This window comes from Cronobacter sp. 153480017-3 (genome assembly GCF_053627815.1).
This window is the reverse complement of sequence record NZ_JBSEYN010000002.1, coordinates 389960-407434: the sequence shown is the minus strand read 5'-3', so window position 1 is coordinate 407434 and position 17475 is coordinate 389960. Positions and strand designations below refer to the sequence as shown.

Genomic DNA, 17475 nt, shown 5'->3' with positions numbered 1-17475 from the left:
AGGCTGTATAAAAATTCATCAATTGTCTGATGGCGATTTTTTGCACCGCTTCGCTATAGCATATTTGTACACAACTTCCACAGACATCTGGCCTTCCATCCATCTCATCCAGTAGAAAACTCTTGTTGCTTACAATTGTATAAAAATGCGCCTTATCCAAATTAATAATAAGTTTTTCATATATATAAGAAAGGAATGGCCGAAATTTATTCACTTAAGTAATAAATTTGAGGTCTCTCACAAAGTTCCCTTTCATTAATAAATTCTTACACAATATTTCTTTTTGTTACCTGATTAAGACATTTGTAGCACTTTCCGGGTAGCGAAACGATTATATGAATGGAAAGATGCCAGACAGACACAGAAAGACACCAAACTCTCATCAATAGTTCCGTAATGAATTATTGACGGCAGTGGCAGGTGTTCAAAAAAACCAATGAGGGTAATAAATAATGATGAAGCGCAATATCCTGGCAGTGGTTATCCCTGCCCTGCTGGTAGCCGGTGCAGCAAACGCTGCAGAAATCTATAATAAAGACGGCAACAAAGTAGACATCTACGGTAAAGCGGTAGGTCTGCACTATTTCACTAAAGACAATGGCGACAATGGTTATGCTGGTAATGGCGATAAAACCTATGCCCGTCTTGGTTTTAAAGGCGAAACTCAGATCAACGACCAACTGACCGGTTACGGCCAGTGGGAATATAACTTTAGCGGTAACAACTCTGAAGGCGGCACTGATGCTCAGAAAGGGAATAAAACCCGTCTGGCATTTGCAGGCCTGAAATTTGGTGACTTCGGCACCTTTGACTACGGTCGTAACTATGGCCTGGTATACGACGCCATCGGCGTAACCGATATGCTGCCGGAATTCGGTGGTGATACAGGCAACAGCGATAACTTCTTTGCTGGTCGTCAGGGCGGTCTGGCTACTTACCGTAACAGCAACTTCTTCGGTCTCGTGGATGGTCTGAGCTTCGGTCTTCAGTACCTGGGTAAAAATGAGCGCGCAAAAATTGGCGGCTCAAATGACGATATTCAGCGTTCCAACGGTGACGGCTGGGCAACCTCTCTGGGTTACGAATTTGACGGCTTCAGCGTAATCGGTGGTTATGGTGCAGCAGATCGTACCAATGCTCAGGAGTCTCTGGCTCGCGGTAAAGGCGCTAAAGCTGAACAGTGGGCGACTGGCGTGAAATATGACGCTAACAACATTTACCTGGCTGCTCTGTATGGTGAAACCCGTAACGCAACTCCGATCAATGGTGGTTTCGCTAACAAAACTCAGGACTTCTCTGTTGTAGCACAGTACCAGTTCGATTTCGGTCTGCGTCCGTCCGTCGCTTACTACAAATCTAAAGCGAAAGATGTTGAAGGCATCGGTAGCGAAGATTACATCAACTACGTAGAAGTAGGTGCCACTTACTACTTCAACAAAAACATGTCTACCTATGTTGATTACATCATCAACCAGATCGACAGCGATAATAAACTGGGCGTTGGTTCTGACAACACCGCTGCGGTGGGTATCGTTTACCAGTTCTAATCAGCACAACCTTGTTGTCTGATAGCGGAAAAACAGGGCTTCGGCCCTGTTTTTTTATGCGTAAAAGAAAATTCTGCCAACTTTTGCGATCCACGTAACTTTTCCGGGCAAACGGTTGGCATTTTGTAAATCTCCCGTTAACCTGATAGCGAATTTCCCTTCTGAAATCACAATGGAACCTCGTCATGTTTGAGAACATTACCGCCGCCCCAGCCGACCCGATCCTTGGCCTGGCCGATCTGTTTCGTGCCGACGATCGCCCAACCAAAATTAACTTAGGCATTGGTGTTTACAAAGATGAAACCGGTAAGACCCCGGTTCTGACCAGCGTAAAAAAAGCAGAACAATATCTGCTGGAAAATGAAACCACCAAAAACTACCTCGGCATTGACGGTATTCCCGAATTTGGCCGCTGCACGCAGGAACTGCTGTTCGGCAAAGGCAGCCATATCATCAGCGATAAACGCGCCCGCACGGCGCAGACTCCGGGCGGCACTGGCGCGCTGCGCGTCGCGGCGGATTTCCTTGCGAAAAACACCGACGTCAAACGCGTCTGGGTCTCGAACCCGAGCTGGCCGAACCACAAAGGCGTGTTTAACTCCGCCGGTCTGGAAGTGCGCGAGTATGCCTACTACGACGCCGCCAACCATTCGCTCGATTTTGACGGTCTGTTAAACAGCCTGCAGGAAGCCCAGGCGGGCGATGTGGTGCTGTTCCACGGCTGCTGCCACAACCCAACCGGCATCGACCCGACGCTGGATCAGTGGGAACAGCTCGCGAAACTGTCTGTCGAGAAAGGCTGGCTGCCGCTGTTCGATTTCGCCTACCAGGGCTTTGCTCGCGGTCTGGAAGAAGATGCTGAAGGCCTGCGTGCGTTTGCCGCGCTGCATAAAGAGCTTATCGTCGCGAGCTCGTTCTCCAAAAACTTTGGCCTGTACAACGAGCGCGTAGGGGCCTGTACGCTGGTCGCGGCGGATGCCGATGCCGCAGACCGCGCCTTCAGCCAGATGAAATCCTGCATTCGTGCCAACTACTCCAACCCGCCGGCACACGGCGCTTCAGTAGTCGCGACCATTCTCAGCAACGACGCGCTGCGCGCCATCTGGGAGCAGGAGCTGACCGATATGCGTCAGCGCATCCAGCGTATGCGTCAGCTTTTTGTGAACACGCTGGCAGAGAAAGGCGCAAACCGCGATTTCAGCTTTATCACCAAACAGAACGGCATGTTCTCATTCAGCGGCCTGACGAAAGAGCAGGTGTTGCGTCTGCGTGAAGAGTTTGGCGTGTACGCGGTGGCCTCCGGGCGCGTGAACGTGGCGGGCATGACGCCGGATAACATGGCGCCGCTGTGCGAAGCCATCGTCGCGGTGCTGTAATCGCTGCGTAAAGATACAAAAAGGGCCGCACAGTGCGGCCCTTTTTATTGGGAAAGATTTACCAGACCGGCATTTCATCCTGCAGGAAAGGGTTATGCAGACGCTCGTGGCCGAGCGTTGACATCGGGCCGTGGCCGGGAATAAACGTCACGTCATCGCCGAGCGGCAGCAGCTTACGCTTGATGGCATCAATAAGCTGGCTGTGATCGCCGCGCGGGAAGTCGCTGCGCCCCACTCCGCCTTTAAAGATGACATCGCCTGAAACCAGCAGACGGGACTGCGCATCGAAAAAGACGATGTGCCCCGGCGTGTGGCCCGGGCAGTGCAGCACGGCAAGCGTTATATTGCCAACACTCACCGTGTCGCCTTCATTAAGCCAGCGGTCTGGCGTCAGCGGCTGGCACTCATCAAGACCAAACATGCGGCTCTGCGCAGGCAGCCCCTGTAACCAGAACTCATCTTCTTTTTCCGGGCCGATAATGGGGATGCCGTAATGCGCCGCAAGCTCCGCCGCCGCGCCCACGTGGTCAAGATGACCATGCGTCAACAGGATCTGCTGAAGCGTAACGCCAATACGGGCGACTTCTTCCTTGATACGCTGCGCATCGCCGCCTGGGTCCACCAGCGCCGCCTGTCGCGTCTCCTCACACCAGATTAACGAGCAGTTCTGCGCGAACGCCGTTACCGGAATAATATGATAGTTCATACCGCTCCTTTTACCCGGCGCGCTGCCGGGGTCGTTAATTACCAGTGCCTTAGCGGCCCGGTATCAATATGCACAAAGTTACTGCTGGGGTAGTATCCTACACCACCGGCGCGCAGAGATAACGCCGCTTTGCGAATATTGCTTAACGAAATACCTTCGATATGAAAATCCATGGCCTGGCCTTTGGTGTGGTAGCTGTGCTTAGCCACGCCGCGGCTTTTGGATCGTAATTCGTTGTTGGTATCAACGGAACGATAGCCGGAGATCAGCTGTACCGGTTTACGGGTGCCGAGCAGCCCCTGCAAACGGAAAAGCTGGTCAAATAAACGGGGATCAATCGCTTTTACCTTATTCGCCCGGTAATCACGAAAGAAATGATTAAGCTTTGCTAATTCATCCTGAATATAGCCCCGGCCATCGAAAAACTCGGCCTTAATGGATTCGCCAGTATGTAAATTATTGAGCGTAAGAATACGCGGTCGTGGCGTCGACAGGGTAGCAAATGCAGGCGTGGGCAGTATCGCAGCGCCTAAAGCGGCGCCGCCAATCGTCAGCAGTTTGCGGCGATGAGCGTCAATTTTATCCATGATATTCAGGTCTACAATCAAATGAACAATAACTATGCACTTCTGGCGCACGAGTGGCACCTTAACCGCCAGCCGGAGGGGAGTCAATACGGGTCAAAGGCGCGAATAACGGGCCTTTTTTTACGTTTGGCCCGTTTTCGCTTCACATAGAGCAGGTTAAGTCCGCGGAATTAAACCTGTTAGCGGATCAGTTGTTCCACTTTTGGGAGGATTTGTGCGCCCGATCGCGCGGTGTGATCGTAATTGTAAATATCTGTACGATATTGCGGACGCCCGTCCTCGCCGATAAACGCGGTCAGATAATAGAGGTTCACCGGAATGGTCTGCGGAATATTCACGTAACGCGTATTCCCCTCTTTCAGCGTCTGCGAAATGCGCGAATCATTCCAGCCCGCATCCTGCAGCAGCATATTGGCCAGTTCAGAAGCTTTATTCACACGCACGCAGCCGGAGCTGAGCGCCCGCGCATCGCGCTGGAAGAGATTGTGGTTCGGCGTATCGTGCAGATAGATAGCGTCTGAGCTCGGCATGTTGAACTTATACCGCCCGAGCGAGTTATGGGCACCCGGTGCCTGCTGGAAACGGAATGGCAGATTAGACGGCGTAATCGTTGCCCAGTCCACCATCCACGGATCCACGACATCTGCGTTACTTCCCCAGCCGTTCAGCACGGTATAACCGTGGCTCTCCAGATACCCTGGGTCATTCCAGACTTTCGGCAGAATATCTTTGCGGGCGAGCGTTGGCGGCACGTTCCACGGTGGATTGACCACCACGTTATTGAGCGCGCTGCTCATCAGCGGTGTTTTGCGATCCGGTCTGCCGACGATAACGCGCGACGCCAGCACCTGATTGCCATTCTGGTAATAGACCAGCGAATACTCGGGAATATTTACCATGATGCCGGTGCTGAGTTTGCCGGGCAGCAGGCGCAGACGCTGAATATTGAGCGCCAGCAGCGCGGCGCGCTGCGCGGGCGTCACATTCAGCCAGTCGCGGGTGGACTGACCGATAACACCATCCGCGCCCAGCCCCTGCCATTTCTGAAAACGTTTTACCGCCGCGACCAGATCTTTATCGTAAACCGCGCGCGCCGGTTTCGGCGTACTACGGGTCTGGCTTGCGGTTTGCGGGGCCGCCGACGGGCTGACCACGCCGTTGTTATCGCCCGGCAGCGCAATATCCGGGCCGCCATCCAGCATGCCGGTACGCTGTAAAATCTCCTTCAGCGCCGGAATATCGCTGCTCCACTGGCCGGGGCGCAGTTTCTCTTTGCCGGTCATTTGCGGCCACGGACGGGTATCCGCCACCAGTTGCAACAGCGAGGCGTGCATCGCCGCATACTGCGGATGCGCGGGGGCGAGAGAGCGCACAAACGCAGGCACAGAGCCGTTATCCAGCGCGACCTGCCACTGGTTCAGCACGTTCAGCGCGGGCATCTCCAGCTTGTACGGTTTTTCGCTGTAGAGCCAGCGGTTGCCCTGGCTTGGGATGCCAGAAATAAAATGCAGATACCCCACCATCGCGTCACTCAGCACGATATCGCGCGCGAGCCCCGTAACGGCAGGATTGGTCAGTTGCTCCACCCAGGCGGTAAATTGCGGCTGGAAGCCAGCGAGCGCGACTTCAGCCAGCTGCTGCTGGAATGCCTGAACGGCGTCGCGGTTCTCCCACATCGGTTTAAGATCGCGGGCGGCGTATAGCCCCACCAGCGCATTCATGTAGACCGGCGTGAAGCCCGCTGGAAGCGCCGCCTGTAACTGCGTGCGTGCGCTCGCAAGACGGCTTGCGGCATCAGGTGCCGTATTCGCCGCCAGGAACGCCATGCCCGGCGACAGCGCCAGTGGCTGCGCGCTGAGCGTGGTAATACTGTCGTTGGCGATCAGTTCCGGTTCATCGGCATACGCGTTAAACAGTGGAGCGATACTGAGAGCCAGGCACACATACAGTGCTGACCGTCGAAAACCATGCATATTCTTAAGCACCATCCCTTGCCCCCTGTTTTTCAGAATAATTCGGCACTCAGGCTTATTGTGAGTATATAAACAGAAAAAATCATTTGCCTGATCGAATGTAAAGAAGTTTAAAGATTTGCCGGACAAAAAGAAAGCGGGCCGAAGCCCGCTCTGTGAGTTGATGACGTTACGAGACTTCAGCCGGTCCCGGCAGCGCATCGGCTGGCGGGGCGGCAAAGCCGCGCAGGCCAACCACATGCACATGCTCATGGTTCTGGAAGACTTTACGCACCAGCTTGTAGGTTGTGCCTTTTTCCGGGCTGATGTTCTCCGGTGCCGCGATGATGAGCTGCATCTGCAGGCGTTCGCACAGTTCAAACAGCGTGGCGATAGAACGAGCATCCAGACGCGCCGCTTCGTCGAGGAACAGCAGACGGCATGGCGAAATGTCTTTGCCGCGCAGGCGACTGGATTCATCTTCCCAGCTCTGCACGACCATCACCAGGATAGACATCCCCGTACCTATCGCCTCACCGGTAGAAAGCGCGCCGCTTTCTGCGCGCAGCCAGCCGTCGGAGCCACGGTTAACCTCAACTTCCATCTCAAGATAATTACGGTAGTCGAGCAGCTCTTCGCCGATGGTCTGCGCGGTACGCTGGCCCATGTCGATTTGCGGATTCAGGCGCTGCCAGAGTTTCGCCAGCGCTTCTGAGAACGTCAGGCGGTTGCTGTTAAACAGATCCTGATGCTGCTCGTGCTGCTCGGCAAGCACTTCCAGCAGTGTGGCATGGCTTTCACGCACGTTGACGTTCAGACGCACGCTGTTGACCTGGCCGAACGACACGCTCTGCAGGCCCTGGTTGAGCATACGAATGCGGTTCTGCTCGCGCTGGATCGTCTTGCGAATAATATTCGCCACGCTGCGGGAGCTGATGGCGAGCTTCTGTTCGCGTGAGGTAAGCTCTTCCGTCAGGCGGCCCAGCTCAATTTCCATCTGTTCAATCGCCTCGACCGGATCGTCGGTGCGGATAATATCCTGGCGGATACGCTCGCGCAGATGCTGATACACGGCCACGAAGAACTGGATTTTACGCTCAGGGCGTTTGGGGTCTTCAGACAAGCGCAGCACGTCGCGCAGGTGTTCGTTATCCGCCACCGCCAGGCGCAGCGCACCGAGGGCTTTATCCGACATCGAGCGAAGATCGTCACCGGAGTGGTACGCCAGCTCGCGGCGGTGCAGACGGCGTTCAACGCCATTGTCTTTCACCATACGCATCACCGCGCACCAGCCCGCTTTGGCACTGACCACCTGCTCACGCATCTCGTGGTAGTTACGCTCCAGACGCTTCAGGCTGCGGGTCAGGTTGTCCATCTCCGCTTCGCACAGCGTCAGCTGTTTCTCCAGTTGATTACGGCGCGAACGGTTGTTGCTAAGACGTGTATGCAGTTCGTCGCGACGCTGGCGTGCGCGCTCTTCGGCTCCGGCATCGGCGCGCACGCCGATATCCTGCAGTTCACGTTGCAGATCGCCCAGCAGCTCTTTTTTGGTATCGAAGGAGCTTTTCAGCGACGCCAGCACCTGATGATACTGGCTGAGCTTCGCGGCGTGGGTACGCAGCGCTTCGCGGGCGCGGGTACGCTCGGCTTCCGCCTGCTCCAGACGCTGGCGCAGTTTCTCGTTGAGATCGGTGTTGCCATTGAGCATTTGCGCCGAATCGCTGTAGCTAAAGTGCGCGCGACGCTGCACCACTTCGCTCAGCGCAAAGGCCTGCTGTCGAGCGTCGCGCTGCGTCTGGCGCGCCTGTTCATAATCCTGTTTGAGCTGGTCGAACTGCTCCGGGTCGCTCTGCAGTACCGACGCTACCGGCTCCAGTTTCGCCAGCGCATTGCCGTGCTGTGACAGGAAACGGGCGGCGTCCTGGGCTTCCGCCAGGCGCTCCTGAATTTCCTCCACGCGGTCGGCCAGGCTGTCGTCTGCCAGCAGGCTCAGGCGCGGCAGCAGGCGGTTAAGCTGGGCCACACCCTCCTTCGCCTGTTCAAACTGCACGCGCTGCTGCTGGTTGTCGTTTTCGTGCTGGCTGATGGCGCGCTCGATTTCGCTGCGGCGCGTGTTGAGCTTACGGATTTCCGCTTCCGGGTCCGCCTCAAACGCCACGGCGAGATGCTGGCCGACAAACCGGCTGAACGCCTGATGCAGGCGCTGCGTTTTCTGTACGTCGAAAGAGAGCGTCGCGTAGCGTTCAGACAGCGCCTCGCGCTCGGCATGCAGGCTCTCGATACGGCTTTCGCGCGCGGCGCGGCCAAACAGCGGCACCGACGGGAAGCGGGAGTAACGCCACTGGCGCTCGGCCACTTTCACCACTACCGCTTTTTCCAGCTCTTCAACGCTGAAGACGCTGTCATCGAAGGACTGCGGATCGCCTTCGATCAGGTAGAGATCTTCCGGGCAATCCTCAAGGCCGTCGAGCAGATCGCGCACGCGCGACAAATCCGGCACCACTATCGCATGGCGCGACGGGCCGTAGAGCGCGGAGAAGTACGGCGCGTCGTCAAACGATACGTCGTCGTAAATTTCAGAGAGCAGTACGCCGCCGAAGCGCTCCGCCAGCGCATTGAGGCGTGCGTCTTCGGCACCGCCCGGCTGGCTTAAGCGTTCAATCTCTTCGTCCACGGCCCGCTTACGCGCGCCCACTTCGTCACGTTCAACGATGGCTTCTCGCTCACGCTCCAGCAGTTGCTGAAGGTATTCGGTGACCTGCTGGCCGGACTCAAACGTCTCGCCGCTCTGTTCGCTAATCTGGTTGAGGCTGTTTTGCGCCGCAAGCCAGGCCGGCGCATGGCTGGTGAGCGTCTTAACGCGGCTCTGGATCTGCTCAAGCTCCTGGCGCAGCGTCATGCGCTGTTCACCGGCCTGCGAAACGCTGTCGGAGAGCGCCGCGATGCGGGCTTCCAGCTCATCGTTCAGCGCTTCGAGATCTTCCGGGTCATAGTCTTTGCCCTGGCGTTTGCAGAACTCGGCCAGCAGGCGCTCGGCATCCTGCTGTTCGCGCAGGCGCTGTTCCAGCTCGGAAAGGCGCATACGCAGCGGCTGCACCTGTTCGGCCAGATGGCGCTGCTGGCTGGCGTCGCGCAACAGTTCGCGCGCCACGTCCCAGGCTTCCGCGCGGCTCACCGGGCCATTAATGCTGGCGACCAGCTGATAAGCCTGTTCAAACTGGCTATGCGCGGTCTGCGCGACGCTCATTTTCTGCTCAAGCGACAGCAACCGTTCGGTGGCCTCCTGCTCTTTGGCCTGGAAGGTATCCAGCCATTCATCGGCGCTGTCGGCGCTCAGATCCGGCAGATGGCACAGCTCGCGGGCGCGCTCCAGCGCGGTGAGCGCCTGCTGGTACTGAATGGCGCGGGTCTGCTGCACGTCAAGCGCCTGCTGATAGTCGGCAAGCTGGCTTTTGAGTTCGTCGACTTCAAGCTCGGCGGCTTCCGCGCGGGCTTCGTTCTCTTCCTGCTGCTCGGCCGCTTCCGCCACCACTTCGCTCTGCTCTTCCAGGCGAATCTGCAGTTCTTCGAGGTCAGCCTCGTAGCGCTCGATTTTCTCCTGCTGGCGCAGCGCGGTTTGCACCAGATTCAGGTGATCGCTCGCCGCCTGATAATCGGTTTCGAGATCGCCTTCAGCCCCCGCGTGCTCGGAGAGCTCGCGCGCCATATCGACATGCTTATACTGCTCGGCGGCAAGCTGCTTGCGGCTGCTGAACAGCTCGCGGCGCAGCTCCAGCGCCTGATCAAGATGAATACGCCGCTCATTGGCGTGGCGCATGTAATCCGCCGCCACATAGTTAGTGGCTTCGGAAATCAGGTGTTTGAAGAGATCGCGGTCCGACTGGGTGACGCGGATAGCTTCCAGCGTCATGCGGTTTTCGCGCAGCGCCGCTTCCATATCCTGGAACGCTTTACGCACGCCGCCGTTTTCCGGCAGCAGGTAATCACGAAGCGAGCGGGTGATAGCGCTGGAGATCCCGCCGTAGAGCGAGGCCTCAATCAGACGGTAATATTTGCTGCGATCGGACGCTGAACGCAGACGGCGCGCCACTACGCCCAGATCGAACATTAATGAGTGATAATCGGTGATGGAGTTGAACTGCTTAAGCTGCACGCCTTCCATCGTGTCGATTTTATCTTTCAGCTCGTTGAGGCTCAGCACGCGCGCCTGACGATCGTTCAGCGTTTCCGTCAGCAGTTGTGTGGGCAGAATCGCGCTCGGCAGGCCCTGAATGGCGAACGGTTTGATATCCACTTTACGGTCGCGTCCGGCGACCTGTTGCAGACGCACGCCCACCAGCACGCGCTGATGACGGGAGTTGACAACATCCAGCACCGAATAACAGACGCCCGCTTTCAGTTTGCCGTGTAGCCCCTTATCGCGCGAGCCGCTGGTCGCGCCCGCCTCGGTGGTGTTACGGAAGTGCAGCAGTGTGAGATCCGGAATCAGCGCTGTGACGAACGCCGCCATCGTCGTTGATTTCCCGGCGCCGTTACCGCCGGAAAGCGTGGTGACCAGCTCGTCGAGATCAAACGTACGGGCAAAAAAGCCGTTCCAGTTGATAAGCGTTAGCGAGCGAAACTTACCGCGTTCAATCATTGTCCTCCTCCGCGTTATCCTGCTGGGTATCGTAGTTCTCATCATTGAGCTGCAGATGGCTTTCCACCGGCATCGCTTCGCCGTCGCGGATCATGCGCAGTTGCGCCTCGCGCGGATCGTCGCCGGCGCGCACGTCCGCACCGAAACGAAACACCGACTCGGTGATACGGAATTTGCTGCTGTCATGGCCCATAAACCAGACCATGCCCAGGCGGCGCAGGCGGCTTAACGATGAGCGCACTTTTTCCTGCAGTTTCTGGCGATCGAGGTCGGAGCCGGTTGAGCGGTTGTTCACAAGCTTCAGCAGCTTGGTTTCGTCGGCCAGCGCCATCAGCTCGTCATAGAGTTCCTGCTGGGTGAAGATACCTTCGTTCGCCAGACGCTCCGGGCTCAGGTAGAGATAACAGAGGATTTTGCCCACCATCATATCCAGCTCGGAGAGCACCGAGCGCGGGATAAGCGTCGTGGAGCGTGGACGCAGATAGAAAAAGCCTTCCGGCGCGCGGATAAGCTCGACGTTATAGCGGCTGTAGAACTCTTCCAGCTCACTCTGGTAATCCATCAGAAAAGCGTGATTATCCAGCTCGTCCAGGCCAATGTGACGCCCGGCGCGCAACTGACTGTCGAGCGCCGGAAACAGCGGATTCGCGAGCGCCAGCGCCAGCTTCACTGGCATCACGTGTTCAATATTTGTCGATGACATTCGCCTGTACCTTGGCTCCATAATCATTAATGGGCTGCCACTTAGCTGGCAGGCCGGTAAAGTCCGCTTCAGCGACGCCCAGGCGCACCGCCTGGTCTACCACGATGCGCGCCACGTCAAAGTGGCGGGCTCGCGGGAACTGAGTCAGGTAATCGCGCATCACGACGCTCAGGTCGAGCGGCTGCTGACGCTCCCGGTAGACGTTGAGCTGGGCCTCAATCATCGCCGCCAGTTGTTCGCGGATCTCGTTAAACTCTTCAAATTCCAGATCCGGCGGCAGTTCGCCGGTCACTTCTTCATCGCGCAGCGTCATCTCTTCATCGCGCATATCGAGCAGGCGATCGGCGCTGGCGTAAGTGAGCGCCCAGGGCGCATCAAAGTAGTTCTGCACCGACTGGCGCAGACGCTGGGCAAAGACGCGGTTTTTATCCATATCGATGGCGGTACGGATAAATTTATGGACGTGGCGGTCATAGCCAATCCACAGGTCAATCGCCTGCTGACCCCAGCTGATAATACGGTCGAGCTTGCTTTGCAGGTCATACGTCAGGCGGTCGACGAAATGAAGATCGTCGCGCCCAAGCGTCGCTTCCTGGATTTGCAGGAGGTTGGCCTGCAGCTTATCGCCCGCCGCCTCCAGCGTATCCTGTAACTCGCGCAGCGTGCCGGAGGTCTCTGAAAGCAGCAGTTCGCAGCTGGAGATCGCCGCGCGCCAGTCTTTATTCAGCAACTGGGCGATATCGTCTTTCACCAGCTGTTGCTGCTCATCCATGATGCGCTGGGTGAGATCGATACTGTCGAAAATTTCCGCAACGGAGTATTTCAGCGGCGCGTAAACGTTGCGGTGCCAGTGGAACTCGTCGCCGCCTTCCTGCGCGGCGTCCGCGGCGCGCTTGAGCTCGCTTGCCACGATGGAGAGCTGCATCGACAGACGCAGCGTGGAGAACTCGCGCTGGCGGATGTAATAATCGGTGATGCCGATGCCAAGGGGCGTCAGGCGGTAGATCGCGTTGCCCTCCGCCTGCTCGCTGGTAAAGCGGTTAAGCAGGCGCTGGCGCACCATATCGTTGATGGCGTTGTTGGCGCGCTGGGCGACGGTTTCTGTGGATTGCTCGAAGGCGTCGCTGACGTGGCGAAACGCGTCCACCAGCTCCCCTTCGCTCATTTCGCCATCCAGCCTTTCGCCGTTCAGCGTGGCGATAGCCAGCAAAAAAGCCAGCCTGTCTACCGGAAGCTGGATCGAAAAATCGTTTTTCCTGGCCCAGGCAACCAGTTCAGGGACTGTCTGGGAAAAAGTACTCATAATTTATCCTTGGATCTCCGGCTTAAACGCAGTGACATGGATGTATCGGCCCAGGCTCACCCAGGGCTCCTGTCGGCAGTAACGCGTTTCAAGCTCAAGCAGCGTCTCATACTCGTCGCGCTGCTGATGTTTTTCACGCAGATAGTCATGAAACACCCGCACGCCGGTTTTGCTGTGGATCTGCCAGCCCATCTCTTCAAGCCAGCGATAAACCTGCTGCGGCTCGCGCGGATAATCCGGCGAAAGAGTGCGTTTTTTCTTTTTGGGCATGCCCTGCTGCACATACGCGAAGTTGCCTGCCACCATGTTATGCATCAGAAGGCCGTTGGCGTTGTAGAACATCAGCGAGAGCGCGCCGCCCGGCGCCAGACATTCCCATAAATGACGCAGCGCCGCCTGCGGATCGGCCACCCATTCCAGCACAGCGTGAAACAATATCAGATCAACCGGGCTTTCCAAATGCTGACCCGCCTCCTGCGCGGCGCATTGTACAAAATGCATGTTGCCGCTCACACCTTTCTCCTGCGCCGCCTTTTGAGCACGAGCTATCATTTCCGCGGAGAGATCGCACAGCACCACCTGATGACCCCGCTGCGCAATGCGACACGCGGTTTGCCCTTCGCCACCGCCTGCATCCAGTACGCGCAGTGGACGGTCAGGCAACAGGCCTAACAACGCGTCGAGATCCTGCCAGAGGATAGCCTGACGCAACTGGCCTTTTGTTGTACCGTAAATGTTGCGCGCAAACTTTTCGGCGATGTCATCAAAATTGCGATCCCGCATGGGCACACTCTCCAGGTGATAAGCGCATCCGGCAAAACCGCTATTTTGTCACAGCCGGAGGGAGAATGAACCCATCTCGCGTAAGATAGGCCACGTTTACCTGCCGTATGGTTAAAAAAGGACCCATAACCGATGCTTTTTATTCTGAAAAAACTCACCGGCACGCTGCTGCTGCCGCTGCCGTTTCTGCTGCTGATGATGGGCATCGCGCTTGCGCTGCTATGGTTCACGCGATTTAAGCAAAGCGGCAAGATTTTGATGACGGCAAGCTGGGTTATTTTGCTGCTGTTAAGCCTGCAGCCGGTAGCGGATGGGCTGCTGAAACCCGTGGAAGATGACTACCCGACCTGGAACGGTCAGAAAGCGGATTACATCGTGGTGCTGGGCGGCGGTTATACCTGGAATGACAAATGGGCGCCGAGCTCTAATCTCGTCAATAACAGCCTGCCGCGCGTAACCGAAGGCGTGCGTCTGTGGCTTGCAAACCCCGGCGCGAAAATGGTCTTTACCGGCGCGCGCGCCACCACGAATCCGGTCAGCACCGCCGAAGCAGGTGCCCGCGTGGCAGAAAGCTTAGGCATACCGCGAAGCGATATCATTACGCTTGATTCCCCAAAAGATACCGAAGAAGAAGCCGCAGCGGTCGCCGGTGCGCTCGGCAAGCAGCCGTTTTTACTGGTGACGTCGGCGTCGCATCTGCCGCGGGCGATGATTTTCTTTAAACGCCAGGGACTGAACCCGATCCCGGCACCCGCCAACCAGATGGCAATCGACTCGCCGCTCAACCCGTGGGAGCGCGTCTATCCGTCTTCACTGTGGCTGATGCACAGCGAACGCGCCGGTTATGAAATTCTCGGGCGCGTCTGGCAATGGGTAAAAGGCGTGGGCTCAGGCGACCCAGGGCAGAAGTGATTCCGACGCCTTACTGAACGCGGCGCGGTTCATTTTTCCGGTTTGCAGTAACTGCGCCACTTCATCCCACAGGACATAAAGCCAGCGGCGCCAGAGGAACGATTCCGCCACCGGCGCGCGCTGGAGATAGCGCCAGAAAAGGCTTTCAGCCAGCGGCGTGTCGAACAGGCGAAAAAGCTCATATTCGCGGGGTGCCCAGAGCACCACGCCCGGATTCACCATTGCCAGAAGCTGATCGCTACGCGCATCTTTGAGCATACTGCGCAGGTTAAAGTTGCCGTGAATCAGCACGCAGTTGTCGTTGAACCCGGCGAACATCGCGTCCAGACATTCACGGGTGCGAAACAGCATCCGCTTATCCTGCATCGTCAGCCCGGTATTCTGATATTGATTGAGCGTACTCCAGAGCACTTCAACGCGCTGGCGATACCAGTGCGGCCAGAGATTCTCCTGGGTACTGTCGACGCTGCCCACGCAGCCGTGGCTGTCAACGCGGTGCCAGCTCAGCAGTGCCTCAATAATCTGATCCTGAAGCTGCTCCCAGCGCTGCGGCGTGCGCGCCGGTGCTTCCACCGGTACGCCGCGCAGGCGCTCCATCAGCAATACGTCCGGCCCCGGATGCTCCTCATGCGTCATTACGCCATAAACCACCGGCATGCGCACCGTGCCGTAACGCGCGAGAATCGACATTTTCCCGGCCTGCTGCTGCGCCAGCCCCGGCGAGGTAAAACTCCGCGCCAGCAACGGCAGCGGGTTGCCGTGGCTGTCGTAAAGCGACCAGAGTGCGGTGTCTGCTTTCTCGCTGATGCATTCAAGCCGGCTGAGTTTTTCACCTAACAGGTGACTGAGTTCTGCACGCAGTTGCTCCATTTGCCGTTACCCTTATAAACGCTACTGTTTTTATAATGAGCGTCCTTGCGGCAGATGTCATCTGTTGAGATCAATTCCAGGCCAGTTAGCTTAACGGTAAAGCGGCAGGTTGCCCGTCAATCGGGCTATCTGTTTTTTCGGGCCGACCAGCCCCAGCGCCGCCAGCTCGATCTCCGCGCTGCCAGCGCCCGCCAGCCGCCGTTCATACTCCTCCCAGGTTTTGCATGACTGCGCCAGCGCGCTGAAGGGCAGCACCAGGATCTGCGGATCGCTCTGCGCGGCGTTAAACAGGCTTAACAGCGTGTTGCCCTCGCCAAGCAGGACCGGCAGCGGCGCGCGGATCACGCCCGGATAAGTCACCCCATCCAGGCTTAACAGATCGGGGCCGACTAATCCCTCGACCTGTCTGCCAAGACACACGCCCAGAACGCTTGCGGCGTTCATGGCAAGCCCTGGCGTGAGCGCGCGGTCGACGACGATAGTGCATTTATGCAGGCGGGTATCGAATTGCATGTTTTTCTCCCTGTCAGTTGATGTAATAAGTCTGCCCGACAACCGCGGAAAAAAATGACCTTTATTGCACCGCAATGCGCTCTGAAAGGGTAAAATCACCCTTTAAAAAGAGAAACGGGAAAAATTATGTCTGACGATATCCTGACGTCCACCGATATCACCCTGCTGACACTCTTGCAGCAGGATGCACGCACCACCAATCAGACGCTGGCCGATGCCGTCAACCTTTCGCCCTCGCCCTGCTGGCGTAAGGTGAAAAAACTGGAAGAAGACAAGGTGATTCTCGGCTATCACGCCGCGCTGGATCGCCGCAAAATCGGGCTTGGCGTGATGGTATTCGTGCGTGTCAGCATCGACAGCCACAGCGAGGCGCAGGCGCGGCGTTTTGAACAGGAAGTCATGGAGCTGGAAAACGTGGTGGCCTGTTACAGCATTGGTGGAGATGCCGACTTCCTGTTGCAGGTGGTGTCGCGCGATCTCGACGCCTACGCGGAGTTCGCCATGTCGGTGCTGCGCCGTCTGCCGGGCATAAAAGAGATGCAGAGTATGTTCGTGCTAAAAGAGATCAAACCGTTCCAGACGCTGCCGGTCGGCGCGACTGTGTGACGCCGTAAAAAAACCGGCCGGGGCCGGTTTTCTGTTAACGCATTTCGGCGCGCACGCGCTCAAGATCTTCAGGCGTATCCACGCCGGTGCCGGGCACCACGGCGGCAACCGCCACGTGGATTTTCTCGCCGTGCCACAGGACGCGCAGTTGCTCCAGCATTTCAATCTGCTCAAGCGGGCTGGCAGGCCAGGTGACATAGCGGCGGATAAACCCGGCGCGATAGCCGTAAATACCGATATGACGCAGAAAGCTGTCGCCGATGGTATCGCGCGACTGCGCGAAACGGTCGCGATCCCACGGAATGGTGGCGCGTGAGAAATAGAGCGCGTAACCCTGCGCATCCATCACCACTTTGACCGCGTTGGGGTTGAACGCTTCCTGGGCATCATGGACCGGCACTGCGAGCGTCGCCATGCCTGCCTGCGCACTCGCCAGATTTTCCGCGACCTGGCGAATAATCGCTGGCGGGATCATCGGCTCGTCGCCCTGAACGTTGACAATAACCGTATCGTCAGCGAAACCGCATTTCTCCACGACTTCCGCCAGACGTTCCGTGCCGGACTGATGATCGGCGCGGGTCATACAGACTTCGCCGCCTGCCGCTTCAATCGCACGTGCCACATCCGGGTGATCGGTCGCCACAATAATGCGCGCCGCGCCTGACTCACGCGCGCGCTCAAGCACATGTACGATCATCGGCTTGCCGTTGATATCGACCAGCGGTTTGCCCGGCAGACGCGTCGACGCGTAGCGGGCAGGAATAATCACCACAAAACTCATGGGTTGGTCTCTTCGGCTGTAAGCGCGCGCGCTTCATTTTCCAGCAGGACCGGAATACCGTCGCGCAGCGGGAAAGCCAGACGGTCCGCCTTGCAGATAAGTTCCTGCTTTTCCTGATTGAAGTAGAGTTTGCCGTTGCAAACCGGACAGGCGATGATTTCGAGTAAACGATGATCCATGGTTCCTCCTGATGGACC

At 57.2% G+C, this 17475-nt stretch carries 15 protein-coding genes; 4 read left to right on the top strand and 11 right to left on the bottom strand.

Annotated elements, in window-relative coordinates; genetic code table 11:
* The first annotated feature begins 452 nt into the window (after window positions 1–452).
* On the top strand, window positions 453–1547 hold the full coding sequence (ompF, locus tag ACUW6V_RS06325; RefSeq protein ID WP_007849025.1) for a porin OmpF: 1095 nt from the start codon (window positions 453–455) through the stop codon (window positions 1545–1547).
* 185 nt (window positions 1548–1732) lie between these two features.
* On the top strand, window positions 1733–2923 hold the full coding sequence (locus ACUW6V_RS06320) for an amino acid aminotransferase (protein WP_023899042.1): 1191 nt from the start codon (window positions 1733–1735) through the stop codon (window positions 2921–2923).
* 58 nt (window positions 2924–2981) lie between these two features.
* Here the strand turns inward: ACUW6V_RS06320 and ACUW6V_RS06315 are convergent, their stop codons facing one another.
* The 7 genes from ACUW6V_RS06315 to cmoM all read right to left on the bottom strand — a co-directional run bounded on the left by ACUW6V_RS06315 (window position 2982) and on the right by cmoM (window position 13596).
* Complete coding sequence (locus tag ACUW6V_RS06315; RefSeq protein ID WP_004385483.1) at window positions 2982–3629, bottom strand: MBL fold metallo-hydrolase; 648 nt, start codon at window positions 3627–3629, stop codon at window positions 2982–2984.
* A 38-nt stretch (window positions 3630–3667) separates the two neighbouring features.
* Complete coding sequence (locus ACUW6V_RS06310; RefSeq protein ID WP_004385484.1) at window positions 3668–4216, bottom strand: YcbK family protein; 549 nt, start codon at window positions 4214–4216, stop codon at window positions 3668–3670.
* A 179-nt stretch (window positions 4217–4395) separates the two neighbouring features.
* A complete protein-coding gene (gene ldtD / locus ACUW6V_RS06305; RefSeq protein WP_054624879.1) occupies window positions 4396–6204 on the bottom strand; it encodes a L,D-transpeptidase in 1809 nt (602 codons plus the stop codon).
* A 154-nt stretch (window positions 6205–6358) separates the two neighbouring features.
* Entirely contained in the window at window positions 6359–10807 is a 4449-nt protein-coding gene (mukB, locus tag ACUW6V_RS06300; protein ID WP_069681815.1) for a chromosome partition protein MukB, read from the bottom strand.
* A complete protein-coding gene (mukE, locus tag ACUW6V_RS06295) occupies window positions 10800–11510 on the bottom strand; it encodes a chromosome partition protein MukE (protein ID WP_454038135.1) in 711 nt (236 codons plus the stop codon). The genes mukB and mukE overlap by 8 nt, the downstream gene beginning before the upstream one ends.
* A complete protein-coding gene (mukF, locus tag ACUW6V_RS06290) occupies window positions 11491–12813 on the bottom strand; it encodes a chromosome partition protein MukF (RefSeq protein ID WP_004385488.1) in 1323 nt (440 codons plus the stop codon). Before mukF ends, mukE begins: the two co-directional genes overlap by 20 nt.
* A gap of 3 nt (window positions 12814–12816) precedes the next feature.
* The gene (gene cmoM, locus ACUW6V_RS06285; protein ID WP_007898129.1) at window positions 12817–13596 is read right to left on the bottom strand and encodes a tRNA uridine 5-oxyacetic acid(34) methyltransferase CmoM; all 780 of its coding nucleotides are present in this window, start codon (window positions 13594–13596) and stop codon (window positions 12817–12819) included.
* Window positions 13597–13728: 132 nt separating this feature from the next.
* Between cmoM and elyC the strand changes: the two genes are divergently transcribed.
* The gene (gene elyC / locus ACUW6V_RS06280) at window positions 13729–14508 is read left to right on the top strand and encodes an envelope biogenesis factor ElyC (protein WP_004385490.1); all 780 of its coding nucleotides are present in this window, start codon (window positions 13729–13731) and stop codon (window positions 14506–14508) included.
* Here the strand turns inward: elyC and ACUW6V_RS06275 are convergent.
* Window positions 14485–15378, bottom strand: a complete 894-nt coding sequence (locus tag ACUW6V_RS06275) for a YcbJ family phosphotransferase (protein ID WP_004385492.1) — start codon at window positions 15376–15378, stop codon at window positions 14485–14487. The two genes, elyC and ACUW6V_RS06275, sit on opposite strands and share 24 nt — an antisense overlap.
* Window positions 15379–15468: 90 nt before the next feature.
* On the bottom strand, window positions 15469–15891 hold the full coding sequence (locus ACUW6V_RS06270; protein ID WP_097581954.1) for a DUF2000 domain-containing protein: 423 nt from the start codon (window positions 15889–15891) through the stop codon (window positions 15469–15471).
* A 126-nt stretch (window positions 15892–16017) separates the two neighbouring features.
* Between ACUW6V_RS06270 and ACUW6V_RS06265 the strand changes: the two genes are divergently transcribed.
* Window positions 16018–16497 (top strand): Lrp/AsnC family transcriptional regulator, encoded by a 480-nt coding sequence (locus ACUW6V_RS06265; RefSeq protein WP_454038134.1) that lies wholly within the window; start codon window positions 16018–16020, stop codon window positions 16495–16497.
* Window positions 16498–16531: 34 nt separating this feature from the next.
* Here ACUW6V_RS06265 and kdsB read toward each other — a convergent pair whose 3' ends face one another.
* Window positions 16532–17278 (bottom strand): 3-deoxy-manno-octulosonate cytidylyltransferase, encoded by a 747-nt coding sequence (gene kdsB, locus ACUW6V_RS06260; protein WP_004385497.1) that lies wholly within the window; start codon window positions 17276–17278, stop codon window positions 16532–16534.
* Window positions 17275–17457 (bottom strand): protein YcaR, encoded by a 183-nt coding sequence (gene ycaR, locus ACUW6V_RS06255; protein WP_004385498.1) that lies wholly within the window; start codon window positions 17455–17457, stop codon window positions 17275–17277. Before ycaR ends, kdsB begins: the two co-directional genes overlap by 4 nt.
* Window positions 17458–17475 lie beyond the last annotated feature (18 nt).